Raw genomic sequence first — 24,541 nt, 5'->3', positions numbered from 1 at the left:
TTATAGCATGGATTTAAATCTATTAAATCGTTTCGCTAAAACAAGTTAAATTGTGACAAAACTAGACGTTATTCAAAATTTCTGAATATTTTACACAAAAAAAGAGACAGGATTACTGTCTCTTTTTCAATATTAAGCGTGGAAATTTGTACCATCTGTCGTAGCTTGGACAATTCCTGCACGAATGACGAAATCACCGAAGTGCTCGTCTTGCTCGCGTTCTTTCGCATAACGGGAAAGAACGACTTTCAGTTCACTCAAAATTTCAGCTTCTCCAATGTTTTCTCGGTACATTTTACTTAAGCGGCTTCCATCATGAGCGGCTCCTAAGTACATATTGTATTTACCTGGCGCCTTACCGATAAACCCGATTTCCCCAAGTGCATGACGTGCACAGCCGTTCGGACATCCTGTCATACGAATGGTTATTTCTTTATCTCGAAGACCGTTTTCGTCCACAATGTTTTCAATCTTATCGATTAGACGCGGCAAATAACGCTCTGCTTCTGCCATTGCTAAACCGCATGTTGGCAGAGCAACACAGGCAATCGAGCTTCGACGGAGCGCTGAAATATGCTCACCATCCGTTAAACCATATTTTTCAATCAATTCACTAATTTTCTTCTTTTTCTGGGCTGATACATTGGCAATGATTATATTCTGATTAGATGTCAGACGGATATCACCTGTATGTATCTTGGCAATTTCCCGTAATCCTGTCTTTAGCTTATAATCATCGAAATCTGCGACACGTCCACCTTCAATAAAAAGTGTTAAATGCCATTTCCCGCCAATGCCCTTCACCCAGCCATAGCGATCGCCATTGTTGTCAAAATGATAAGGCTTTGCTTCATCCAGACTCCATCCAAGACGCTCTTCAAGTTCTTCCTTTACTGTCTCTAGTCCTAAACGGTCAACAGTGTATTTAAAACGTGCATTTTTACGTTCCGAGCGGTTGCCATAATCACGTTGAATGGTAATAACTTTTTCAGCCACATCATAGATTTGCTCTGGTTTAACAAAGCCTATTACCTTAGCAAGCTGTGGGTAGGTTTCTTTGTCTCCATGAGTCATGCCCATTCCGCCGCCAATTGCAACGTTAAAGCCGATAAGCTTCCCTTCTTCCACAATAGCAATTAAACCGAGATCCTGTGAGAAGACGTCAATATCATTAGATGGCGGTACAGCGATACCGATTTTAAATTTACGCGGCAGATAAAGCGGTCCATACATTGGTTCTTCTACTTCCGGTGTACCAGCCACTTTTTCTTCATCAAGCCAAATTTCATGGTAAGCTCTTGTCCGCGGCAAAAGGTCATTGCTCAATTTTTTTGACCATTCGTACACTTCTGCGTGAACCTCAGACTGATAGGGATTCGACGCACACATAACATTACGGTTTACATCTCCGCAAGCTGCAATCGTGTCTAAAAGAGCGGAATGAATTTCCTGAATCGTGCTTTTCATATTCCATTTCAAGATCCCATGCATTTGGAAAGTTTCACGCGTAGTTAGTTTTAACGTACCATTACCATATTTTTCTGCTAAGTCATCCATGACAAGCCATTGTTCGGGAGTAGCAACACCACCTGGCATACGGACACGGAGCATAAACTGGTAAGCAGGCTCTAACTTTTGCTTTTGTCGTTCATTACGAAGGTCACGGTCATCCTGCAAGTAGCTGCCATGGTGCTTCATCAGGCGGTTATCATCGTCTGGAATTCCTGCACTGATTCTATCGAGCATAACTTCTTTCAGTGTACCGCGTAAATAGTTACTTTCTCTTTTTATACGCTCAACATCACTGGGTGCGCCTTCTGGTGCGATTAATTTTTGCTTCACCATTTATGATAAATCTCCTTCCACTTCTGTTTCAATAGACATCGCGCTGGTACCGTTTTTGCTGCTGCATATCAGCTAAGTAGGCTTCGGCCTCTTCTCGGCTCAAGCTTCCTTCTTTTTCAATAATTTCAATTAATGTTTGATGGACATCATGTGCCATATGTTTTTCATCACCGCAAATATATACGGCGGCACCTTCTTGAAGCCACTGGAACAATTCTTTGCTTTGTTCTAGCATACGGTGCTGCACATACACTTTCTCAGCTGTGTCGCGTGAAAAAGCCACATCCATCCTCGTTAATACACCGTCTTTTAACCATTTTTGCCATTCTGTTTGATACAGGAAGTCTGTCACAAAATGCTGGTCTCCGAAGAACATCCAAGACTTACCTTCTGCACCCGTTTCCTCACGCTCTTGCATAAAGGAACGGAATGGTGCTACACCTGTTCCTGGTCCTACCATAATGATTGGTGTTTCAGGACTTTCTGGGAGCTTAAAGTTTTCATTTTGTTGAATGTAAATCGGTACAGTGTCACCCGGCTGTAAACGTTCTGCAGTAAAAATGGAGCAAACACCTTTACGCTCACGACCGTGCGCACTGTAACGGACAGCACCTATCGTTAAATGAACTTCATCTGGGTTGGCAGTTAAGCTGCTGGCAATTGAATATAATCGGGCAGGCATTTTTCTAAGAATCGCAACAAAATCTTGAGGTGCGCTGGTTACTGGTCCAAATTCACGAACCACATCAAGCAAATCATGTCCTTCAAGATAAGATTTTACTTTCTCACTGTCATTCAAAAGATCCTGTAGGTCACTGTTTCCTATAAGTTTAGCTGCTTTTTCAAGAAGCGGTTTTGTTAATGTTGTAATTTCATAATAGGATTTAAGTGCATCTTTTAACGAAAGAACTTCACCTTGTTTATTAATCGTTACACTCTCATCTGGGTTCCATTTTAATTCTTCGAGGAGCAGGTCAACCAGTTCTGGATCATTTTCCGGATAGATTCCTAGACTGTCCCCTGGTTCAAAGCTAAGTCCAGACCCTTCAAGTGACAACTCTAAATGTCGGGTTTCTTTATTCGATCCCCGACCATTTAGGTTCAAATTATCAAGTACTTCTGCTCTAAATGGATTGGTTCTGGAATAGACAGATTCTACTGTTTGAGTAGTTGCTGCCTGAGTTAGTGCAGGAATTCCACCCTTTGCTTCACCTAGGCTGCTGATGATTCCCTCAATCCATTCTGCTGCCGGCTCATCATAATCAAGATCACAATCAAAACGTGGATAAAGTCGGGTACCGCCTAATTCCTCCAAGCGCGCATCAAATTGTTTCCCTGTTTGACAGAAGAACTCATAAGAACTATCACCTAACGATAAGACTGAAAAATTTAAGTCCTCAAGCTTTGGTGCCCGTTTACCATGCAGAAACTCATGGAATGTTAGGGCATTATCCGGTGGATCCCCTTCACCATGTGTACTTACGATAATAAGTAGATTTTTTACTTTCTTAATATTATTAGGTTTAAAATCACTCATCGCGGAAACAGTTACCTGGAACCCTTTCCCTTCAAGCGTTGTGCTGGCCTTTTTAGCAAGACCGCGAGCATTTCCTGTTTGTGAACCGTACAGAATGGTCACTTCTTTTGAAGCTGTCCCTTCTGTGGCTCCTTGCTGGCTTGGTACTCCAAGGACCGAGGCCAATGGCGCAGAAGCTGCTCCCGCAAGATACCCACTCAACCACACTTTTTGTGATTCAGTAAAAGTAGGTAAAAGACGATTTAGGAGTTCCGCCTGCTCCTGATTAAACGGACTGTTCATTACCTGAAGTTGCAACGTTATCCACCTCACTATGGAATATAAACTCTATCATACAGTATTTTTTAGAGGCTGTAAGATTTAAATTAGTTCATTTAATGACTCTGCTTTCGACTATCTACTCCCCAACGGCACGTTCAATTACGATATCCTCGATTACCGTATGGTTGCTTAAGGCAGGAGTGCAAAGGATACTTTGACCTTCTTTTTGTCGAGATCGAACGATTTTGTTTAACTCTGCGAGCAGGAGCCCAGTGAAGAGCATATAAGGAACGACGATGACTCGGCCCTCTGCTCCTTCTGATATAGATTCCAATCCTACACTCAGCTTTGGTTCTGTAGCAGCTAAATAACAAACGGATACCTCCTCAGGTCTAAGTCGATCTCCGAGACCATCTGCTATCTTACCGAAGTTTACGTGAACATCTGGGTCACTGCTGCCGACACCGACAATTAATAATCTGTCTTTTGGTGCCACTTCACCCGCGGAATCCTTTATTAATTCAGCGACCGCATCCAAGATTACTTCCTGTACGCCAAACGGATTCTTTATTTTGACCGGAATACTTGGATATTTGGCAATCAAAGGTGACAAGGCTTCAGGAATATCCCGTTTTATGTGTCCAGCTGCCAAAAGAAACAGTGGAACCACATCTATTTCCGTTGCACCCTGCTCCACACATGTTACAAAGCCTTCTTCAATCAGCGGCTCTGTTAACTCAAGGAAACTGAGTTCCTGAATCGGTACATCAATTCGCGCCTTAACCTTATCGATAAAGGCTCTTATCTCGACCGCTCCTTTTTTTGAGCGAGTACCGTGGCCGATATAAAGAATTGCTTTCATACAATGTGCTCCCTTCTGTTGTTACCGGTTGGCTGCTGGAATATTGGGTACAATTTCTTCCTGGAACCAATTCAATTTCTTGTGTAAATTCACAACCTCACCAATCACTATCATACTTGGATTGGTTATTTGCTCTCTTTCCACCACTTCTTCAATAGTCTCAAGTGATCCGACCACGATCCTTTGGTCGTTCAACGTACCCCAATGGATTAAGGCGATCGGAGTTTGTGGTGATTTACCGTTTACGATTAGATGTTTGGTTATTGTTGGAAGATGTGATACTCCCATATAAACACAAATTGTATCTACAGCCTTTGCCAAATGTGCCCACTGGTGTTCTGCCTCAACATCACCAGCTTGATGGCCGGTGATAAATGCGAAGCTTTTACTCACTGAGCGATGGGTAACAGGAATTCCTGCATATGCAGAAGCGGCGATTCCAGCCGTAATGCCCGGAACCACTTCAAAAGGAACATTATGCTTCATGCATTCCTCTGCTTCTTCTCCCCCGCGTCCGAAAACAAAAGGATCTCCCCCTTTTAAGCGAACTACCTGGTACCCCTTTTTGGCGTATTTCACCAAGAAATGATTAATAGTCTCCTGCTTCATTGTATGATAATGTGGAAGCTTACCGCAATAGACAAGTTGGGCTCCATCTTTGGCATTCTCCAACAGATCAGGATTTACCAGCCGATCATAGAGGATGACATCAGCTTGCTTGAGGCAGCGCAATCCTTTTACTGTAATTAAATCTGGATCTCCTGGACCCGCACCTACTAAATAAACCTTGCCAACCATTGATCAACCATCCTTTCTTATCAACTCATGTTAGAGAACGTTCTTTTCTTGGAGGTAACTTAAAATCTGATTCACTGCCTCTTCTACTGTTAAAAGGTCAGAACGGACCGTGATTTCTGGTAATTCCGGTGCTTCATACGGAGAATCAATTCCAGTGAAATCCTTTATTTCCCCGCGGCGTGCCTTTGCATACAGCTGCTTTGGATCACGCTTCTCGCACTCTTCTATAGGACAATCCACAAAAACTTCAACAAACTCGCCTTCTTCAAAAATGGCTCGGACCTGGTCACGATCGGATCGGAACGGAGAAATGAATGCTGTCGTTACAACGGCACCGCTATCTACAAACAATTTGGCAACTTCGCCAATTCTTCTGATATTCTCTGTCCGGTCATGGTCAGAAAAACCAAGATCTTTGTTTAACCCGTGACGGATATTATCGCCATCAAGAACATATTCATTAATCCCCTGACGGTACAATGCGCTTGATACCGCGTTTGCAATCGTCGATTTACCTGAACCAGAGAGGCCAGTAAACCATAGTACACAGCTTCCATGACCATTTTGAGCATGACGGTCGGATTTGGTTACTGTACTAGCGTGCCATGTAATATTGGTAGCTTTTGTCATGATTTCTCCTCCTAAACGTGCGTTTCTTCTTTCATTCCTTCAATCAACACTTCAACAACCTCTTTACGGCTGAATGTGGATGGAGGAAGCTGTCCTGCACGAAGCAATTCTCTGACTTTTGTTCCGGAAAGGATTACTCTGTCTTCATTGCTATGCGGGCAAGTTTTATCAGAAGCCATGCCTTCACACTTTGTGCAATAAAAGCTATGTTCAAAGAATAATGGTTTAATGCCAAGCTCGCCTTCAGGGAATTCACTAAAGATTAATTGAGCATCGTAAGTACCATAATAATTCCCTACACCTGCGTGGTCACGTCCGACAATAAAATGCGTGCATCCAAAGTTCTTACGAGCAATCGCATGGAAAATCGCTTCTCTTGGTCCTGCATATCTCATTGCCGCTGGGTAAACACCTAATTGTACACGTTCTGCAGGGTAGTAATTTTCAAGCAGAACACGATAGCTTTTTAGACGAACATCAGCTGGGATATCGTCAGACTTTGTTTCTCCAACAAGCGGGTTAACGAATAGTCCATCCACTGTTTCAAGTGCCGCTTTTTGAATGTATTCATGAGCACGGTGTATTGGATTTCTAGTTTGGAAACCTACCACAGTCTTCCAGCCTTTTTCTTCAAACAACGCACGAGTTTCCTTTGGCTCGAACCAAACATCGCCGAAGATTCCTTTTTCCGGTTTTTTAACCAACACTACATCGCCAGCCACATAGACAGGTCCTCTTTCATAAAGACGCTTAACTCCCGGATGAGCGGTTTCTAGTGTTCTATATACCTCAACTGCTTCTTTATCTAAATTCGGTTCATACCATTCTGAAACGGTAATAACCCCATATACCTCTTTATTGTAAATTAGCTTGATTTTCTCCCCAACTTCAAGCGTTGCTGCTGTTTCATAGGAAACAGGAAGTGTAACGGGAATAGACCAAATTGTATTATCTGCAAGACGCATATTCTCCACAACATTTTCATAATCGGCTTTTCCAAGGAAACCAGTTAGTGGACTAAATAAACCAACACCGATCAACTCAAGATCACTTAAGGCAATGGCGTCGATTTGAAGTTCTTTTTCAATGGATGTTACATCATAATTTGGATCAAATGCTTCGATAAGTTTACCTCCATGAGGTGCTGGTAAAAATGACAACTGAATCAAACCTTTCTTAATTGAATTTGCGTTTTTTTAGTAAAGATCCTCTAATTTAGAGATTTATATCAGCGATAAACACTATTAAAAAATAAAAATAATCCTTATCGATGAAATCAAATGTTTTTCATTAAAACTCTCAGACTACTTTTCTACTGCTTCCGCAACTGGTTGATTGGAACGTTTCATCAATGACAATACTCCAAATACAGAGATTAAAACCCCTGCCATTGCTACAATTGGATAAAAGTTATGTTCTATCAGCATTTGGATAAGCGTGTAAGAAAGTACCATGGATAAAACAGGTGACACAATCCAAACCGTTAGAAGCTGAACCACAATACCCTTTTTTAAGACAGACCTGCCATGCTTGGCAAAACCAATTCCGATAATCGAAGATGTTGTAATTTGTGTCAGTGGTACAGGAATGCCAAAAACGGAGGCCGCAGTCACAATCGCTGCACCTGTTCCAGAAATAACACAGCCTTCTTCAAGTCGAAGCGTGGTAATTTTCTTTCCATTTGTTTCTAAAACACGATGTCCTAAAAGAATCGCACCTGCGGCAACAAAAAGCCCGCCCCAGAAAATACCGCTACTCGTCGACATGATGTCTGCTCCGACAAGGGGTCCAACCGCATTGGCGACATTGTTCATCCCTGCTGAGAAAGCTTCAAATAACCCCATGCATACCACAAGCACAGAAAGGATCGGTATGGCTTTCGGTGCTTCCATCCAGCGTTTCAGAGTTTTAATTTTCAATAGATTCGCAGCAAGAATGGCAATTAAGAATGCCGCAAAAGGAGTTAGGAGCCAAAAGACCATAATCCATGCTAACTTACTTACAAATACGGATTGATAAACGATTCCAGCCCCTACCACTGATCCTACAGCTACTTCACTAGTGGAAAGTGGAATCCCGAATATATTTGCTAAGAATAAGGAAAGTGCAGCTGAAGCTAAAACGATTAGCGCGACGGGTACAGTAAACGTGCTGTTTGGTACAATTCCGCTGCCAATTGTTTTTACCACTTCGCCTCCTCCCAGCCAAGCGCCAAAGAAAACGGCAATCCCGCATAGTAACAGTGCCAGCTTTTTCTTAACCACTCCTGCTCCATAAGAAATACCCATTGAAGCGGCCGCACCACTTGCACCAATATTAACTGCAAAAAATAATCCTATCGTCACTGCTATAATTGTGAGCAAACGAAAAGCCCCCTTCTAGGAAGTGTGTAAGCCACACTCCGTTTTGCCGCTTCCCACCCAGCGTCCTGCACGTGAATCACCATCTGCACTAACAGGCTGTGTACAAGGGAAACAGCCGATACTAGGGTAATTTTGATCGTGCAAGCTATTATAAGGGAGATCTTTTTCCTTGATATAGGCCCAAACTTCGTCCCATGTCCAGTGAATGAGCGGACAGATTTTAATGTTCTGAAACTTTACATCTTTATTTAAAAATTGAGTGTTTGCTCTTGTTGGTGATTGTTCTCGCCGAAGCCCTGAAATCCACGCTTGTTTAGCTGTCAGTGTTTCCCTTAATGGTATGACTTTACGGATATTACAGCATTGGTTGGGCTCCCTTTTCCACAGCGCTGAACCATATTGTTCACGCTGTTCATCTAAGGTTAGCTTTGGCAGCTTCCGTTCAATTTTCAATGATGGGAAGCGTCTTTCGATTTTGTTAATTACCTCATAGGTTTCAGGAAAGTGTAAGCCAGTATCTAAGAAAACAATATGAGCATCTGGCTTAACCTGTTGGATAAGGTCGATTAATACAATTGCTTCTGCACCAAAACTGGATGCATAAACGATCTGGTCTTCCGGATAAGAGCTATAAGCCCACTCCAATACCGCTTTTGCTCCTTTGGTTTTATCCTCAATTGAAAATTGATCGGATATCTGGTTCCAATTTTCATACGTAACCGGTGTATTCATTTACTACAATCCTCCTTTTATTTATCAAAAAAACCTTCCCCAAAAAGGAAAGGCATCTCACGATTGTTTAACGCCTTATCTCCCAAAATGGACACCACTTTGCTGGAATTAGCACCTTACACAGCAGGTTGCCGGGCTTCATTGGACCAGTCCCTCAGCCTCTCTTGATAAGTTATGGTAATTGTTGAGATTAATCCTACCATACCAATAGGATTTGTGTAAATAAGTAAAATAAAAATTTTGAAAAATAAATTTTCGACTTTTTTCCAACAAAAAACGCTCTAGACGCATATACGGTCCAGAACGCTTTTGTTAGTAAATACTATTTTCAGGCTGACTTACTTTTTTCCATTTTTCTAATTGACTCAAACCTCGTTGTCCTGTTAGTTGTTGTTTCGCGATCTCTATACCTTCACTAATAGTGTTGACGGCACCAAATAGGTAATACCTAATGCCAGTATTAAAGAGCACTTGATTGTAAAATGGCTGTAATGTTGTAGATTGTTCTCCACTGAGAATTGCCAGTGTCATTTCAGACTGTTCTTGTGCAGATAGTTTACTATCTTTGTCTGGTTCTTTCACCAACAGGCCATATTCCTCAGGTTTTACAATGAAGGATTCAATCTTGTTGTCTGTTATTTTATAAATAAAGCTGTTGCGGTGAACAGGTAAATCCTCTGAGCCTTCCATCCCCTGTACGACATAGACATTTTTAAAGGAAAGCTCTTTAAAAATAGGCGCAATTTTGTTGATCGCTGTCCGGTGATAAGCACCCATCATTAGTGATTCTGCATTCGCGAGGTTCAATAACTTTTCTACTGTATTAAAAAGTGTCCTTACCCCGAGCTCCTTACGAATTCTGCGCAGATTCCCTAAACTAGCGCAATATTCTTCGGTATTTGCGAAGGCAATTCCTGCTTCTTCGATTGTTTTTGCCAGTCCTAGCGGTGTTTGAGTAACATTCAAACCTAGTTCCGATAGGATTTCCATGATTGTTGTGCCATATTTTGGAGGCAGTGAATCACTTCCATGTAAAAATACGGGCATCCCGTATTCAGCCATTAATATGGCAGTTGGTATACTTCCTGTGAAAGAGTTTCTCCCATTATACGGACTGGCTAAATCAATAAGTGACTGGTTTGGCGATGCGAATTTTTTACTAACATCTTGATAGGCATGCACAAATGCGAGCAGTTCCTCTGGCGATTCCGTTTTCAAGCGGAGTGCAATCAGATAGGCTGCAATTTGGGCGTCTGTCGCTTTGCCACTAATTAGAGATTGAGCGACTTCTTTTGTTTGATGGTAATCTAAGTCTTTGGACCCTCTTTTTCCCCTTGCGACTTCTTTAAGCCATTGTTGCATAATTTTCTGCCTTCCCCTCTGGTTCTAGTAAACTTATCTTATCACGGAAGGTGACAACTTCTCCAACAACGATTATTGCAGGATTTTGAATCCCTTCTTTTTCAGCCACACCAACAATTGAACCTAGTGTTCCTGTAACCGTACGCTGATGGTTAGTTGTCCCTTGCTGAATAATCGCGACTGGGGTGCTTTCGTTTTTTCCATGCGTGATTAATTCCTCGCAAATATACGGAAGGTTTGAGATCCCCATATAAATCGCCAGCGTGTCAACCGCAGTTGCCAGGCCCTTCCAATTAATATCCGTTGGTTTCCCTTTCGGCTTATGCCCTGTTACAACAGCAAATGAACTGGCTAATTCCCGATGGGTAATCGGGATACCAGCATAAGCAGGAACTGCTATTCCTGCGGTTATCCCTGGGACCACTTCAACATGAATTCCATTCGCCACCAAGGCTTCCACCTCCTCCGCTCCTCGTCCAAATACGAAAGGATCGCCGCCTTTTAGACGGACCACTGTTTTTCCCTGATTGCTGTATTTAACTAAAAGATGGTTAATCGTATCTTGCTTTATTGGATGATGATTTGGTCGTTTTCCACAATAAATGAGATGGCAATCCCGTTTTGCATCCTTTAATATTTCTGGATTAACCAACCTGTCATATAGAATCACATCTGCCTTTTGGATACATCTTAAGGCCTTAAGTGTTATTAAGTCTGGGTCACCAGGACCTGCGCCCACAATATACGCTTTCCCCATAATAACCATCCCTCCTTCTTAACGCTGCGTACTAGGTACTGCCACTTTTGTTTTCGGCAGCTGCAGATGCGATTTAGAATCAGCTTTCCCATGTGTATAATAGAGGGCCAATCCCGTAAATAAAACACCGCTGATTAAATTGCCAATAAGCACAGGGATTTGATTCCAAAGCCACCAATCAGCCACACTGACTTCTGCCCCCAGAATCATGCCAGCAGGGATAACAAACATATTAACCACGGCATGTTCAAAGCCTTGCGCAAAGAAGATTACTATCGGCAGCCACATGGCAGCAATTTTTCCAATCACAGACTTTGTTGTCAACGCCATTACGGCACCAAGTGTCACCATCCAATTACAAAGCAGCGCTTTTACAAATACGACAAGTAAACCTTCTGAACCAAGACTTTTGTATCCTATTGTTTTGGCTTCTGCCACTGCTAGGATTTTTGCTGCTACTGCATGATTGGTGACCTGCCCAAGCTGAGTGACAGCAATGATATATAGAATGGCATAAATAACTGCTCCTGCCAAATGACCAATGATGACCCACAACCAATTTTTCAACATTTGCGTAACTGAGGTTTTTTTCGCCATGACTGCAACTGGAATTAGTGCGAAACTACCAGTAACTAATTCCAGGCCAAGGAGAATGATAATGACAAATGCAGCTGGAAATAATAATGCCCCGACAATTCCTAGTCCTGTTTGGACCTCTGCCGTAAAAGCTAATGTCGTTCCAAACCCGAGTAAAGCTCCGCCTAGTGCCCCCCTAATGAGCAAATCTTTCACAGATAATTTTGCCTTCATTTCACCTGTTTGAATCATACTATCTACTACTTGATTCGGATTTATAATGGTCATCTTGTCACACCCCTTATTTTACTTAATTTGGATTTACGTCACTTTGAACTATTCTTATGGGTCTTAGTTACTATAAAACTATTCCACTACCTATCATTCTCTGATTAAGACATAGACTTGATCACCCTTAACCTGCACAGGATACGTTTGAACGCACCCCACATCCGGAGCCTGAACCTTGCCATTCTTAACACTAATCTTCCAATCGTGCATGGGGCAAAATACATATTCACCGCTCAATATCCCCTCTGCAAGCACGCCGCCTTTGTGAGGACAGCGGTTCTCAATAGCAGTGATCGTACCGTTCTCCATTTTAAAAACAGCCACTTCCTTCTTGCCGATGGTGACTGTTTTTCCTAACTTTTCCGGCAGGTCACAAACTTCTCCGATAAACACACTGCGTATTGTTTTTTCCATATGCTTCAACTCCTCATCGTCATATTTTTACAGTTTGATATAGGTCTCTTAAGAGAGTCTTATTGTGAATCGCTTCCTTCCATGGATCTTGAACTACAGACAGTGCCTCATCGATTCGTTTATTGAATTCTCTCACCATTAATTCGTCCGATAGTATCTCTCTAATACGGTCTATCCCTAAGCGCTCCACCCACGCTGAAGTCCTTTCTAGGTATTTAGCACTTTCACGATAATATTGAAGAAATGCTCCAATCACCTCGACCAACTCGTCACCTGATTTGAACTTAAACAACAAATCCGCTTCACGCAGATGAGTCCCTCCGTTGCCGCCGACATACATTTCCCAAGCACCTTCTACACCAACAACTCCTACATCCTTAATTCCACTTTCCGCACAGTTACGGGGACAAGCTGACACAGCCATTTTCACTTTATGAGGAGTGTTTAAACCTTCGAACTTCCTTTCTAGTCTGATTCCCATTCCAATTGAATCCTGAGTACCAAACCGGCAGAAATTTTCACCTACACATGTTTTTACAGTGCGAAGTCCTTTTGAGTAAGCTGACCCTGATGGCATATCAAGTTCTCCCCAAATCTTTGGCAGGTCTTCCTTATAGACACCAAGTAAATCAATTCGTTGACCGCCAGTAACCTTAATCATGCCAACCTTATATTTATCGGCAACATCGGCAATTTTTCGTAAGTCATCGGAGGTTGTTACGCCGCCATACATTCTTGGAACAACGGAGTAGGTACCGTCCTTTTGGATATTCGCATGCATTCTTTCATTGACATATCTGGCTTCGCGCTCGTCTTGGTATTTTAACGGGTCAATCATACCTAAGTAATAATTTAATGCAGGTTTACATTTTGAACAGCCGTCTGTTTTCCACCCGAGTACATTCATTACCTCGCGTATATGAGTGAGTCCCTTTTCACGAATTTCTTCCAGCACTTCATCTCTTGATAATGTTGTACAGCCGCAAATTGCTTCCTTTTGATCTGCTTGATAGTGTTCTCCAAGTGTACAAGCTAGTAAATCAGAAACAAGAGATTTGCAGCCTCCACATGAACGTGAAGCGTTCGTACAGCCTTTCACCTGGTCAACTGTAGTTAATCCATTTGCCTTAATTGCCTCTACAATATTTCCCTTCGTGACACCATTGCAGCCGCAAATAAGTTCTTCATCTGACATACTGGCAACTACATTGACCTCAATATTTACACTTTCTGACGACTCTAAATATTCCTCAATTCGTGCTCCTTTTTTAATAAAATCAAATAATTTATTTCCATCCTTTGTATCGCCAAACAACACAGCTCCTGCAATCTTTCCGCCTTCAATTAGGACTTTTTTATACACACCATTCCAATCGTCGTACATTTTATAAACTTTTGTATGTTCATCCTCATTTATTTTTCCAGCTGAGAAAACATCGACGCCGGATACCTTTAATTGGGTTGATAACACAGATCCTTGGTAGCCTTCAGCCTGTATTCCACAGAGTCTTTTCGCTAACACTTGTCCTTGCTGATATAGCGGTGCAACTAATCCATACGCAATACCACGGTGCTCGGCACATTCCCCTACCGCATACACATTAGGGATTTCTGTCTCTAAATAATCATTGACAAGGATTCCACGGTTAACTGGTATTCCCGCTGCTTGTGCCAACGCTACATTGGGTTTAATTCCAACGGCCATAACAACTAAATCGGCTTTAATTCTGCTGCCGTCTGAAAACTTAAGACCAGTGACATGTTTTCTGCCTGTAATTTCGGTGGTGTTTTTTTGTAAAAGAAACTTCATCCCCTGTTTTTCGAGCTCTGCTTGTAATAATTTACCTGCAGTTCGATCTAACTGGCGCTCCATTAAGTAATTATGAATATGGATGACATCCACTTCCATCCCGAGGTTAAGAAGTCCTCTTGCTGCTTCCAAACCAAGTAAACCTCCGCCAATGACCGCAGCTTTCTTGTGATTTTTCGAATATTCAATCATCTCTTCGCAGTCTTTTATATTTCGAAATGCCTTAACTCCTTCTTTATCAGCGCCAGGCAACGGCAGCATGAATGGGTTTGAGCCAGTGGCAATAATTAATTTGTCATAGGATTCTATGCGGCCTTTATTTGTACTAACCGTCTGCGTATTCGTGTTAATGGCTGTTACCGTCTCTCCGGGATAAAAATGGATCTTGTTACCATCGTACCATTCCCAGTCATTTAAGGTGATGTCACTAACTGAAGTACCACCCTGCAGGACCTTTGATAACTGAATTCGGTTATAATTCGGATAAGGCTCCATGCCAAAAATTGTAATTTCAAACCCATTTGGATTGATTTTTAACACTTCTTCAATCGCTCTAACTCCTGCCATACCATTTCCTATCAGAACTAGCTTTTGTTTGATCATGTGCAACACCTTCCTTATTCGATTTGAATTATCTGAATTATTTATAACATCATGACAACTTTATTAACATGAGTTTGGAAGGTTATCTTCCACATTATTTTATCACTTCACTCCACTAAAGCACCTTAAAATCCCCTAGTTCATCAGGGTGTTAACGGATACATTTCTATTAAGAACAAAAAAATGGACTTCAAATATGAAGTCCCAAAAAAACAATCACCACATGAAATGAGAGTATATGAAATCCGCAGTCATTAATCCAAAGCCAATGGAAATATTGACCCATCCTAAAATTTTAGACACTTTCTGTTCTTTTTTTAGCGAAGCATTGTTGTATGCTTTTACATCGGTAAGAAGGATTAATCCCCCTGTCACCCAGCAGATTATGATCACATAATTTAAATAGCCAATATACAAACATGAGTCTCCCTTCACCATTTATTTAGATTTCATTCCAACTCTGTGAATATGGGTATCAACCTTTATATCAAACGTAACATTCTGATAGATTTCATTCCATTTCTCTTTTGTTTTTACATTTTTATTCCAATATTTCGGTAATTTACCTCGAAAATGTTCACCAAAGCCAAAGATATCAGCTTTCTTTTTTTGGGTGCTTTTAATTAATTTTTCAATTGAAGCTTTCACATTTTTAGAAGTTGCTTTCTCAATTTTTTCCAATATAGCTGAATCGGATAGCTGTATGCTTGCACTTTCCTTTTCATCAATTTCACTTTCATACTGAATCTTGATGGAAACATGTGGTTTGCCATTCTTTAGCGTTACTTTCGTTCTCGTTTTTCGACTAACAGCCCGAACTAAAACTGATTCATTTTTGTCAGGTACTTCGACAAATGCACCATACCCTCCTCTTCCAATTCCTCTTACTGCCATAAAGATACCTATTTGCAGCGGATTTGTTTTACCGACCATTTTATCACCATGAAAATAAGCTAGACCGTTAAGTTGTATGGAAGACTTTCCTTTTATTTCTAAGTATGGCAGGTATGGATCTTGCCCTTTACTAGAGTAAATAGTCCAAAAAAGTCCAATGAAGCTTGGTGGAAATTTTCCTAATGAAGATAAATTATCAACCAGGTCTGCTAAATAAAGGGATGGAATACGTTCCAGTTCCGGGACTATTTTCATATATCTTGAAGCTGATTCCTTTGAAATCACTAGAGAGGCTGTTCTTCGAATTTCGGGATTGCGTCTTAGAAAGTCATTAAATCGGTTTGTTCCTGACCTTGCTACTTCCTCACTTAGGACAATAATCCGTAAATGCCCTAGAAACAATTCATCCGCAATTTCCTGCTGCAGATTTAATATGGCATCCTCAAAGGTATGGCCAACAACCTCAATCACCAATACAGGCTTTGCAGAACCCCCTGGCTGCTGTGGACCCAGTGGTATTTCTCCAGGGACTGCAATTTGGGCGGTAACCTTAATCATTTCTTCATCAGGAATCGGAAACTTTTTGCTCAAATGAGAGATTTCATCCTCCTTTTTTCTCTCCTTTTCACTTGCAATATCCACTCCAATCGCCAAAACATTTGCTCTTTGTTCAATCTCTTTACTGTCCCAACACCCAGATAGTAAGGGGATGAGAATACCAAACAACATAGCAACTTTTATTTCACGAAGATTTTGCCACATTTCTTTTCCTCCTCCAGCTCTTGAGGAAATCCATTAGTAAAAGGACTGCTGGATACAAAATCGTAATAAGTAAACCGATTCTTCCAATAAATTGGATGATCTCATACATGTGTAAAATGTTTTGCGGTGCCATCGCCAAAAAAAACACACATGGCAGAATGAAATAAGAAAGTACTTTATGGTCCTTTAGTCTGAAAAGCTCCTTAATCGAATGGATGGTAAAGAAATAACTAGAGAATAAAGTGGTAAAAACAGCCAATACCCAAACCGCCAAAAAGATGATATCCAACCTTTGGAGGATGTTTCCCGGTATTGCTGTGGTCCGAGCCAATTCTAACGTCGGCCAAAAGATTTGTTTAATCTCTTCTGGGCCAAAAATTGCCACCGTAGCAATTACAATTAATAGGTATAAACCTCCTGAAATAAGAATGCCCCAAAAACTAGCCTTTATCGCTTTTTTTGGCGATTTCATTGAGGGAATGATCATCGTAATAATAAAGGACCCCTGAAAAAGCGCTGCAACAGTCAGCATACCTCCGGCCATATTCCAAAGATCACTTCCGAAAAATATCGGACGTAAATATAAGGGATTGGCATTCTTTAATGAGAATGCTACAACAATTAAAACAGGAGCCAATATCATCGGTACATAAAGATTATGGATATAGGCAAAAACATTGATATTGTTCCGACAGCTAATGGAGGCTAATAAAAGCATTACGATAACGGTTACCTCCAATGGTGTTTCTCTTAGTACTCCCGTTACGACAACCGCACCGAATTCCCTTGCAGTAAGACTGGTCAATATTAAAAAGAAGATGATAACAAGTATACTAAAAATTCTTCCTAGCCATTTCCCAATTATATCTTGACTATAGGTAATAATCGTTTTTTGTGGGTGGCGAATCCCAAGAGAGGTTATAAATACTAAACCAATCGCCGCCAAAAACATACCAGTTAATGTGACAAATGGAGCACTTGTTTCACCTGCTCTGACAGCAAACAATGGCAGTGGAAGAACGCCTACTCCAATAATGGTACTAATTAAGATTGTTGTTGCCTGAAGTGTTGTGATCTCCTTCGGATCCCCCATTGCTTGTGCCCTCCCGCTGATCATTTCCAACTTTATTATGTTCTAATACCTTATTATCTTTTTCCGTAAGTCTAGATTGGTTAGCTGGATGAAGGAAGTCTGGCCTTTTTGGCATCCACCATAATGGACTTCGTATCACAACATCTTTCATCCCTTGATAATCTGACGGAGAAACAGGTGCCATATATGGCACACCAAATGATTTTAAAGAGAGCATGTGATTAAAAATAAAGATAATACCTATCATTACCCCGTATAGTCCAAAAATACCAGCCAATATCATAATCGGAAATCTGAGCATTCTTAATGCAAACGCTGCTGTATAGGTAGGCGTGGCAAACGAACCAATCGTGGTTAAGGCGATAACCACTACTGTAATTGGGCTGGATAATCCCGCTTCAACGGCCGCCTGTCCAATTACCAGCACCCCCACAATCGATAGGGCGCCGCCGACTTGTTTTGGTAGCCGGACGGTTGCTTCTCGTAATATTTCCATCGCGATTTCAATAATCAACACTTCGATAACAGCTGGATAAGGAACACCTGCCCGGCCGCCCGCAACGGCTACTGCAAATTCTGTTGGCAGTAGTTCCGGATTAAAGGAGATAAGGGATACATATAATGACGGAAAAATAAGTGAAAACACTAATGCCAATATCCGGGCCAGTCGAACAAAACTTCCCATTAGGAACCTTGATGAATAATCTTCAGTGGTTTGGTAGAACTGATTAAAAACTACTGGAACAAGTAATGAAAATGGTGAACCATCGACAAGGATAGCCACGCGACCCTCTATTAAATTTGCGACCGTCTTATCTGGCCGCTCAGTTGATTGGGTCTGTGGAAATGGTGAAAAAGGATTATCTTCAATAAATTGTTCTAAATATCCCACGTCGAGGATGGCATCTATATCAATCTCGGACAGCCTTTTTTCCACCTCTTTAATCACCGTTTCATTTGCGATGCCTTTAAGGTAACAAATGGCTACCGTTGATTTTGTCAGACGACCAATTTTCATCGTTTTCACTTGAAAGTCTGGTGTCGGCAGTCTGTATCTTAATAACGCAACATTGGTAGCAATATTTTCAATAAAACCTTCCCGCGGTCCTAGAATGACTTGTTCTGTTTCTGGTTGGGCAATTGCTCTTTTGTCAACTTTTCGCGTTCCGATATGAATGGCTTCCTTCAGACCGTCCATTATAATCACGGTTTCACCGCGAAGCATGAACTCAATTAAATCGTCCAGACATCCTCCAACCTTAGCCTCACCATGATATAGAGTTTCGGTTAGGATGATATCGATTAATTGGGCAAGTGGTTTTTCTTTTCCGATTAAGTGTTCAGGTTCATACATGAGGGGTCTTAAGATATCTTTATTTATGGAATCCTTATTCACTAAACTTGAAAAATACACACAGGCCGCCGAGAAGCTGCCAAAAATTTTAAAATGCTTTATCTTTAAATCTCCGTTATTTCCGAGAATTTCTTTTATCTGCTGCTCAGTCTCATCTAATGAGCTAGAAGTTGGTGTGTTTTCCTTTTGGTGAACTAATTTACTCGGAGTCAACAATTGTGGTTTTTTATAGGTACGTTTCTTCGGTCGTAATAAGGACACACTCCCACCTCCTAACTAATAATTTTTACCAGTTCATCAATTTTATTCCTCCCTGCCCATTGCATATCGTATTTAGAGATAATAGACCTAGACGAAGTCTGCCAAATGATAAGAGCAGCATCCATTATAGGGACGCTGCTCTTCTTTTTATTTTTTCTCAAGGAAATAATTATACTCTTTTGGACTTTTACTTATATAATACCCGTTCTTTGGTTCCACATAGAAGTTTAAAGGGCAATTTAGATTATGGGTAATAGCTTCCTGAAGCTGCATCGCTTTTAGCCGCCTGTTATTAAAGGCCCTTTCCGACATATCGAGTAAGATGGTGTGACCAAAGCTTGTTAACACTTCAATTTGATGGATCCCAACCGAATTTGTAGTTTTTACATGAATAAGTGATAACCATATATTGCGATGGCACTCCCTATTCATTGTAGGAAAAAATAAAATGCTCAGCTGCGGAATCACACATATCGGTTGCATTCTGGTTGGTGAAAGTAGATTATGTGCACGGCGTCGGGCTCCAAAAAATTTTGACCCCGCATGTAATAAGGTTTCCTCGATTATCGTAATTGGACTTTGTTTTACAAGGAACGTTTCTTTCCCTTCAATCACCCTTGACCATACTTCTCCTCGAACATTGTACTCGCCTGTTAGTAATACCGTCTTTTCATTAAGCAGGTGTTTATCTCTTATGTCCATAAAGTAGTCACCCTCTTTTCTAGTATTAATGGTTGATTATTTTAAGAATAAGAGTATACTAACATAAAGTTGGTATACTCAACTTGCCTTGCCCTTGGGTTTGGGTCCGCCAAGATCATTACTCAAGGGTGATTATTTTTACTATGTTTCCATCATACTTTTCCACATCATTCCTCCTCAAAAATAGTATATTTTACTAGAAGATATAAAGTAAATCTGTTGTAATTAAATAATTTTTTTGCTCCTCCAAACATACTTTTCGATCCTGGTTACCCATATTGACGAACGTTTACTTTGGACGTATAATGATTATTTATTTATTTTCGACATATACAATTCTTCAAAAAGACATGGTTCGACATTTACTATTTGTCGTCCATTTCATCTATTTTGCTATTTTTAGCAGAGTTTATGCTCAATTCTAATTAAACTTCCAATCTGTTAACTGAAAATTCATAAATACACAGAAAATACATATTTGTTTATTACTCTTACAAAAAAATCTTACCCTATTATAGAGTAAGATTTTTAAGTTTACATAATATATTTATATGAACCTATCGTTTATACTGCTTCTAATGTTTGTGTGTCGATGAATTTTCTTTTTTGGATGTAGGTTAGCCTCCACGATAATGCTATTCCGGCTGCTAACAAACCTGCAGTAAGTCCGAGCCAATAGCCGGTTGCCCCCAATCCCGTAAAGTTTGCAAGTACGTAGCCCACCGGGAGGCAGATTAACCAGTATGCGATTAAAGTCATGATAAAAGCAAGATTAACATCTTTATATCCCCGTAAGGCAGCCTGTGCCGTTACTTGAATGGCGTCACTTATTTGGAAGAACAATGCAAAAATCAAGAAATGTGCCGTTAAATTAATGACTTCTGCTTCATTCGAGTAAAATCCAGCTACTTGATAACGGAATAGAACGACGAGTACGCCTGTAATCAAGGCTATTAAGATAGCAAGATAAATGCCTAGCCAGCTGTAGCTCTTTGCGTCCTTGTATCTTCGTGCCCCTACTTCGTAGCTTACAAGAACCGTCTGTGCCATCGATATGCTTATCGGAATCATGTAAAGGAAAGAAACGATGTTTAATGCTGATTGATAGGCAGCAATCGTTGTAACATTAAATTTACTTAATAGAATGGTTACAACTGCAAACATACTTGTTTCAAAAAAGGTTGATAGTCCCATTGGTACACCAATTTTCAGGATTTCCTTACACTCTGCGAAGGAGAATTTCTTCAAATTCTCAAACACGGGGAAATTTGAGTATGGTTGCTGCGTTTTTACAATGAAGACCGTCATTCCAGTTATTACCCATTCTGTGATAGAGGTTGCATAACCAGCACCTGCACCTCCAAGTTCCGGGAACCCCCAATATCCAAAGATCAACACATAATTCAAAAAGAAATTGATGGGTAATGACAAGAGTAGGATATACATTACAACCCTTGTTTTTCCTAATGCATAAATAAATGACCTTAGCACGTTAAAAATAAATAACGGAAGAATCCCGTAGCTAAGACCAATCAAGTAGTCAAAAGCTGTTTTTTGTACGTCACTTGGGAGATTCATTTTATCTAAAAGTGGATCTAAAAAAAATACACCAAGAATAATCACCACTATCGTAATCATAACGGAAATGTAGAGTCCGTGTCTGACAACCGAAGCCACTTCACTGCTCCTCTTTTCCCCAAAGCGTTGAGCTGCAATTGGAGAAACCGCAAGCAAAATTCCACTGATGCCAGTAAATATAGGGTTCCAGATGGACGAACCAATCGCAACCGCGGCTAAGTCAGAAGAGCTATATTTTCCTGACATAATCGTATTAAAAAACACCATCGAAAACATACCAAGTTGAGTGATTAAAATTGGTATTAGCATAACAAAAATTTGCTTTGTCTTTTCCTTTAATGTAAACGTCTGATTCATATGAAAAAACTCCTAGAAATCTGTAATATGAAAGCCAAAGATTCATTATACTGGATTTCAGCTAACTTGAGTATTATTTGTTATGCAAAACTGTAACTTTTTTGCTAAATAATTTTAAAAAGTATTATATAGAAATTTCGGATACCGTAGTATAATAGTATCGTTATTGATTAATAGAGAAACTGGTGAAGAATCGTGCGTACATATAATGAAAAGATTAGTATCTATCATGGAATGGTTTCTACCATTGCTATCAACCTTGCAGGCAACTTTTATCCCATCTTTGCGATCTCGATTCTTGGAGCAACCAATTATCAAGTTGGATTAATAAGTTCTCTTCCACCTTTAATTGCCCTGTTGATGACCATTCCTGCTGCCATACTGTTAAATCGTTTGGAAACCCAGAAAAAAACGGTGGCCATGTCCGTTTTAGGGGCTCGGTTATTATTTTTACTTCTCATCGGAGTTGTTTATATCTCCACCTCCTACCAGGCATGGGTATTCTTAATCATTATTGCGTTTATGAATGTACCCGCAACCATTGCGAACATTGGCTGGCAGACATTAATTAGCGGGATGATTAAGGACGAACGAAGGGGTTCTTTTTTTAGTGATCGTAACCGCTTATTGACGATTGCAGGAATGATTTCCACATTAATTATCGGCATTATCATGAAGAACCAAACAAATAACGAAACAGCCTATCAGTGGTTATTTTTCACAGCCTTACTTTTCGGATTACTTGAAGTGTTTTTCCTAATGAAACATAAAGAGACAGTCCAAGCGATTTCCACTGCCAAAAAGTCATCGATGGATTGGGCGATTTTTAAAGATCATGGTTACAAATGGTTCCTGATTGCGGCACTCTGTTTTAACTTTACTTGGCAGATGTCCTGGGGTATATTCAATATTTATCATGTGAGAATTGCAGAAGCGACGATACTTTGGATTAGTATCTTTTCGGTGGCATGTCAATTGGTGCAAATCTTTACATTCCCTATGTGGAAAAAATGGGCGGAGGTAAAATCGAATACCCTCATGCTGGTATGGGCTGCGCTAGGAATGGCACTTGTTCCCTTTCTAACCGTCTTATCTACCAATCTGTTTTATTTGACTTGTGTCCAAGCTCTATCTGGATTTTTCATTTCCGGGGTTGTGCTCTTATTGTTCAACCTTCTGCTGGAGCAATCACCCGCCGAAACGAGAACATATTGTATTACTACCTATAATGTCCTCCTTTCATTTGTCGCCTTCATAGCCCCTCAGCTTGGTATTTTGCTACTAGAGGGATTAGGTATACAAACAGCAATGGAATTAAACTCTATATTGAGGATAGGAAGTGCCTTTGTATTCCTCCTTATGTATTCACGCACCAGAAGATTTACAAAAGCTATGTTAGTAAAAAACTAGCAATTTTTCCTAGTAAATTAGCATTTTCTGTATGACTCAGTTGATATACTAGTCTTATGGAGGTGGTCCTTTGCCAAAAGGAAGTCAGGAAACAAAGTCTCATACAACTACCAACAACAATAAAAACACAGTACATGTAAACAACAACTTCAATCTAACCATTAACCTTGGAGATTCATTAAACCTACTAGCGCTAATTGGTGGTATCTACCTAATTAGAACCTTATCTAAAAAGCGCAATCAAAAACAACAGCAAGAAAAAATGTAATGGACTGCAGCTTCCATTACATTTTTTTTGGTTCCTTTGGTGCCTGTCACCATTTATGCAGTTATTCATAGTTTAACTGCATATCGCTTTCTTGCTTTAAAGTACACCCATTCTTTGAAGCCTATTTCTTTGAGGCGGGCTTGGACGATGTCAAATTCGTCTCCGACTCGCTCTGGGTCATGGGCGTCTGAGCCAAAGGTGACTTTCACTCCGTGGTGGAGGGCCATTTCTAATATGTCATCGGCGGGATACCAGCCTCCCACGTATTTGGTTTTTCCTGAGGTGTTGATTTCGATCGCGATATCGCATTCGGCTATCACCTTTAGGGTGTGTTCCACTGCGGCAGTTTGTATGTGAGAAAAGTCAGGATAGAAGCCTTTCATCGCATCAATATGACCAAGAATTTGAAACATGCCGCTAGCGGCGGATTGTTCAATTAATGAATAATAGGTTTCCTTCGTACGTATTTGTTCTTTTGTACTCAATCCTTCCCAGCGCTCTTTCTTAAAAATGCTCACCCCATCAACATGATGAACAGAACCAATAATATAATCAAATGGATATCGTTCAAAGTACGTTCTATAGGTATTGACATGTTCGGGAAAGAAATCTGCCTCAATTCCTAATAGGACATCAATTTTTCCAGCATACTCTTGTTTTAACTTTAGGACTTCCTCTACGTATTCAGGAAATTGACTTGTTGCCATGGTTATGTGTGGGAAGGGATGATCCTCTTTACTTGAAAAATAGGGGGTATGATCAGAGATTCCGATTATATTCAAACCCTTTTCTACTCCGGCTTCGATATAATCACGTATACTGCCCCTTGCATGCCCACACCGGTCATGGTGTGTATGTAAATCAAATTTCACCATTTGTTTATCACCTCTCCATATTTTCCCATACTCTGGTCCTTTCAATCAAATCCATAATACTATAAAACTTTACAGTAAAACGAATCGTATATAGTCTTTTCCATTTTACTCCATTCCTTGTCCAATCCAAAAGGCAAGCTTTTTCA

22 protein-coding genes and 1 riboswitch are annotated in these 24,541 nt (G+C 40.5%); of the genes, 2 read left to right on the top strand and 20 right to left on the bottom strand.

From position 1 onward, the window contains the following. Window positions 1–132: 132 nt before the first annotated feature. The 19 genes from cysI to BANA01_RS07540 all read right to left on the bottom strand — a co-directional run bounded on the left by cysI (window position 133) and on the right by BANA01_RS07540 (window position 21,842). Entirely contained in the window at window positions 133–1,845 is a 1,713-nt protein-coding gene (gene cysI / locus BANA01_RS07630) for an assimilatory sulfite reductase (NADPH) hemoprotein subunit (RefSeq protein ID WP_063252423.1), read from the bottom strand. A gap of 28 nt (window positions 1,846–1,873) precedes the next feature. Then, complete coding sequence (locus BANA01_RS07625) at window positions 1,874–3,679, bottom strand: assimilatory sulfite reductase (NADPH) flavoprotein subunit (protein ID WP_063252421.1); 1,806 nt, start codon at window positions 3,677–3,679, stop codon at window positions 1,874–1,876. Between the two features lie 100 nt (window positions 3,680–3,779). Next, a complete protein-coding gene (locus BANA01_RS07620; RefSeq protein ID WP_063252419.1) occupies window positions 3,780–4,505 on the bottom strand; it encodes a sirohydrochlorin chelatase in 726 nt (241 codons plus the stop codon). A gap of 21 nt (window positions 4,506–4,526) precedes the next feature. Next, complete coding sequence (gene cobA / locus BANA01_RS07615) at window positions 4,527–5,303, bottom strand: uroporphyrinogen-III C-methyltransferase (protein ID WP_063252417.1); 777 nt, start codon at window positions 5,301–5,303, stop codon at window positions 4,527–4,529. A 30-nt stretch (window positions 5,304–5,333) separates the two neighbouring features. After that, complete coding sequence (gene cysC, locus BANA01_RS07610; protein ID WP_063252415.1) at window positions 5,334–5,933, bottom strand: adenylyl-sulfate kinase; 600 nt, start codon at window positions 5,931–5,933, stop codon at window positions 5,334–5,336. 11 nt (window positions 5,934–5,944) lie between these two features. After that, window positions 5,945–7,093 carry a sulfate adenylyltransferase gene (gene sat / locus BANA01_RS07605; RefSeq protein ID WP_063252413.1) on the bottom strand — a complete coding sequence of 383 codons (1,149 nt, stop codon included), beginning with the start codon at window positions 7,091–7,093 and terminating at the stop codon, window positions 5,945–5,947. A 144-nt stretch (window positions 7,094–7,237) separates the two neighbouring features. Beyond that, window positions 7,238–8,296, bottom strand: a complete 1,059-nt coding sequence (locus tag BANA01_RS07600; RefSeq protein ID WP_063252411.1) for an inorganic phosphate transporter — start codon at window positions 8,294–8,296, stop codon at window positions 7,238–7,240. 15 nt (window positions 8,297–8,311) lie between these two features. Beyond that, a complete protein-coding gene (locus BANA01_RS07595; RefSeq protein WP_063252410.1) occupies window positions 8,312–9,028 on the bottom strand; it encodes a phosphoadenylyl-sulfate reductase in 717 nt (238 codons plus the stop codon). A 72-nt stretch (window positions 9,029–9,100) separates the two neighbouring features. Next, window positions 9,101–9,202, bottom strand: a riboswitch (SAM riboswitch). A 138-nt stretch (window positions 9,203–9,340) separates the two neighbouring features. Next, window positions 9,341–10,390 carry an anthranilate phosphoribosyltransferase gene (locus BANA01_RS07590; protein ID WP_063252408.1) on the bottom strand — a complete coding sequence of 350 codons (1,050 nt, stop codon included), beginning with the start codon at window positions 10,388–10,390 and terminating at the stop codon, window positions 9,341–9,343. Then, entirely contained in the window at window positions 10,374–11,147 is a 774-nt protein-coding gene (gene cobA, locus BANA01_RS07585) for a uroporphyrinogen-III C-methyltransferase (protein ID WP_063252406.1), read from the bottom strand. Before cobA (BANA01_RS07585) ends, BANA01_RS07590 begins: the two co-directional genes overlap by 17 nt. An 18-nt stretch (window positions 11,148–11,165) precedes the next feature. After that, window positions 11,166–12,011 carry a formate/nitrite transporter family protein gene (locus BANA01_RS07580; protein WP_063252404.1) on the bottom strand — a complete coding sequence of 282 codons (846 nt, stop codon included), beginning with the start codon at window positions 12,009–12,011 and terminating at the stop codon, window positions 11,166–11,168. A gap of 93 nt (window positions 12,012–12,104) precedes the next feature. Further along, on the bottom strand, window positions 12,105–12,428 hold the full coding sequence (gene nirD / locus BANA01_RS07575) for a nitrite reductase small subunit NirD (RefSeq protein WP_063252403.1): 324 nt from the start codon (window positions 12,426–12,428) through the stop codon (window positions 12,105–12,107). A gap of 19 nt (window positions 12,429–12,447) precedes the next feature. Continuing rightward, on the bottom strand, window positions 12,448–14,841 hold the full coding sequence (gene nirB / locus BANA01_RS07570; RefSeq protein WP_063252401.1) for a nitrite reductase large subunit NirB: 2,394 nt from the start codon (window positions 14,839–14,841) through the stop codon (window positions 12,448–12,450). Between the two features lie 216 nt (window positions 14,842–15,057). Then, window positions 15,058–15,258, bottom strand: coding sequence for a CLC_0170 family protein (locus BANA01_RS07565; protein ID WP_063252399.1), 201 nt, complete (start codon window positions 15,256–15,258; stop codon window positions 15,058–15,060). Between the two features lie 21 nt (window positions 15,259–15,279). Next, window positions 15,280–16,497 (bottom strand): Ger(x)C family spore germination protein, encoded by a 1,218-nt coding sequence (locus tag BANA01_RS07560; protein WP_063252398.1) that lies wholly within the window; start codon window positions 16,495–16,497, stop codon window positions 15,280–15,282. Beyond that, on the bottom strand, window positions 16,478–17,590 hold the full coding sequence (locus tag BANA01_RS07555; protein WP_063252396.1) for a GerAB/ArcD/ProY family transporter: 1,113 nt from the start codon (window positions 17,588–17,590) through the stop codon (window positions 16,478–16,480). Before BANA01_RS07555 ends, BANA01_RS07560 begins: the two co-directional genes overlap by 20 nt. Beyond that, window positions 17,538–19,205, bottom strand: a complete 1,668-nt coding sequence (locus BANA01_RS07550) for a spore germination protein (protein WP_411833533.1) — start codon at window positions 19,203–19,205, stop codon at window positions 17,538–17,540. Before BANA01_RS07550 ends, BANA01_RS07555 begins: the two co-directional genes overlap by 53 nt. A gap of 147 nt (window positions 19,206–19,352) precedes the next feature. Beyond that, window positions 19,353–19,907, bottom strand: coding sequence for a competence protein ComK (locus BANA01_RS07545; protein WP_063252394.1), 555 nt, complete (start codon window positions 19,905–19,907; stop codon window positions 19,353–19,355). Between the two features lie 564 nt (window positions 19,908–20,471). Next, window positions 20,472–21,842 carry an MATE family efflux transporter gene (locus BANA01_RS07540; RefSeq protein WP_063252392.1) on the bottom strand — a complete coding sequence of 457 codons (1,371 nt, stop codon included), beginning with the start codon at window positions 21,840–21,842 and terminating at the stop codon, window positions 20,472–20,474. A 195-nt stretch (window positions 21,843–22,037) separates the two neighbouring features. On the opposite strand from BANA01_RS07540, the gene BANA01_RS07535 reads away from it, so the two are divergent. Together BANA01_RS07535 and BANA01_RS07530 are read left to right on the top strand one after the other, a co-directional pair. Next, window positions 22,038–23,252: an MFS transporter gene (locus BANA01_RS07535; protein ID WP_063252390.1), complete on the top strand. Its 1,215-nt coding sequence runs from the start codon at window positions 22,038–22,040 to the stop codon at window positions 23,250–23,252. A 70-nt stretch (window positions 23,253–23,322) separates the two neighbouring features. After that, complete coding sequence (locus tag BANA01_RS07530) at window positions 23,323–23,520, top strand: hypothetical protein (protein ID WP_063252388.1); 198 nt, start codon at window positions 23,323–23,325, stop codon at window positions 23,518–23,520. A 65-nt stretch (window positions 23,521–23,585) separates the two neighbouring features. Here BANA01_RS07530 and BANA01_RS07525 read toward each other — a convergent pair whose 3' ends face one another. Then, the gene (locus BANA01_RS07525; RefSeq protein WP_063252542.1) at window positions 23,586–24,392 is read right to left on the bottom strand and encodes a histidinol-phosphatase; all 807 of its coding nucleotides are present in this window, start codon (window positions 24,390–24,392) and stop codon (window positions 23,586–23,588) included. Between the last annotated feature and the right edge of the window lie 149 nt (window positions 24,393–24,541).

The sequence above is a fragment of the Neobacillus niacini NBRC 15566 genome (assembly GCF_001591505.1).
Taxonomy (GTDB): Bacteria; Bacillota; Bacilli; order Bacillales; family Cytobacillaceae; genus Neobacillus; species Neobacillus niacini.
The sequence above is the reverse complement of the archived record's forward strand: the minus strand, read 5'-3'. Positions and strand labels throughout refer to the sequence as shown.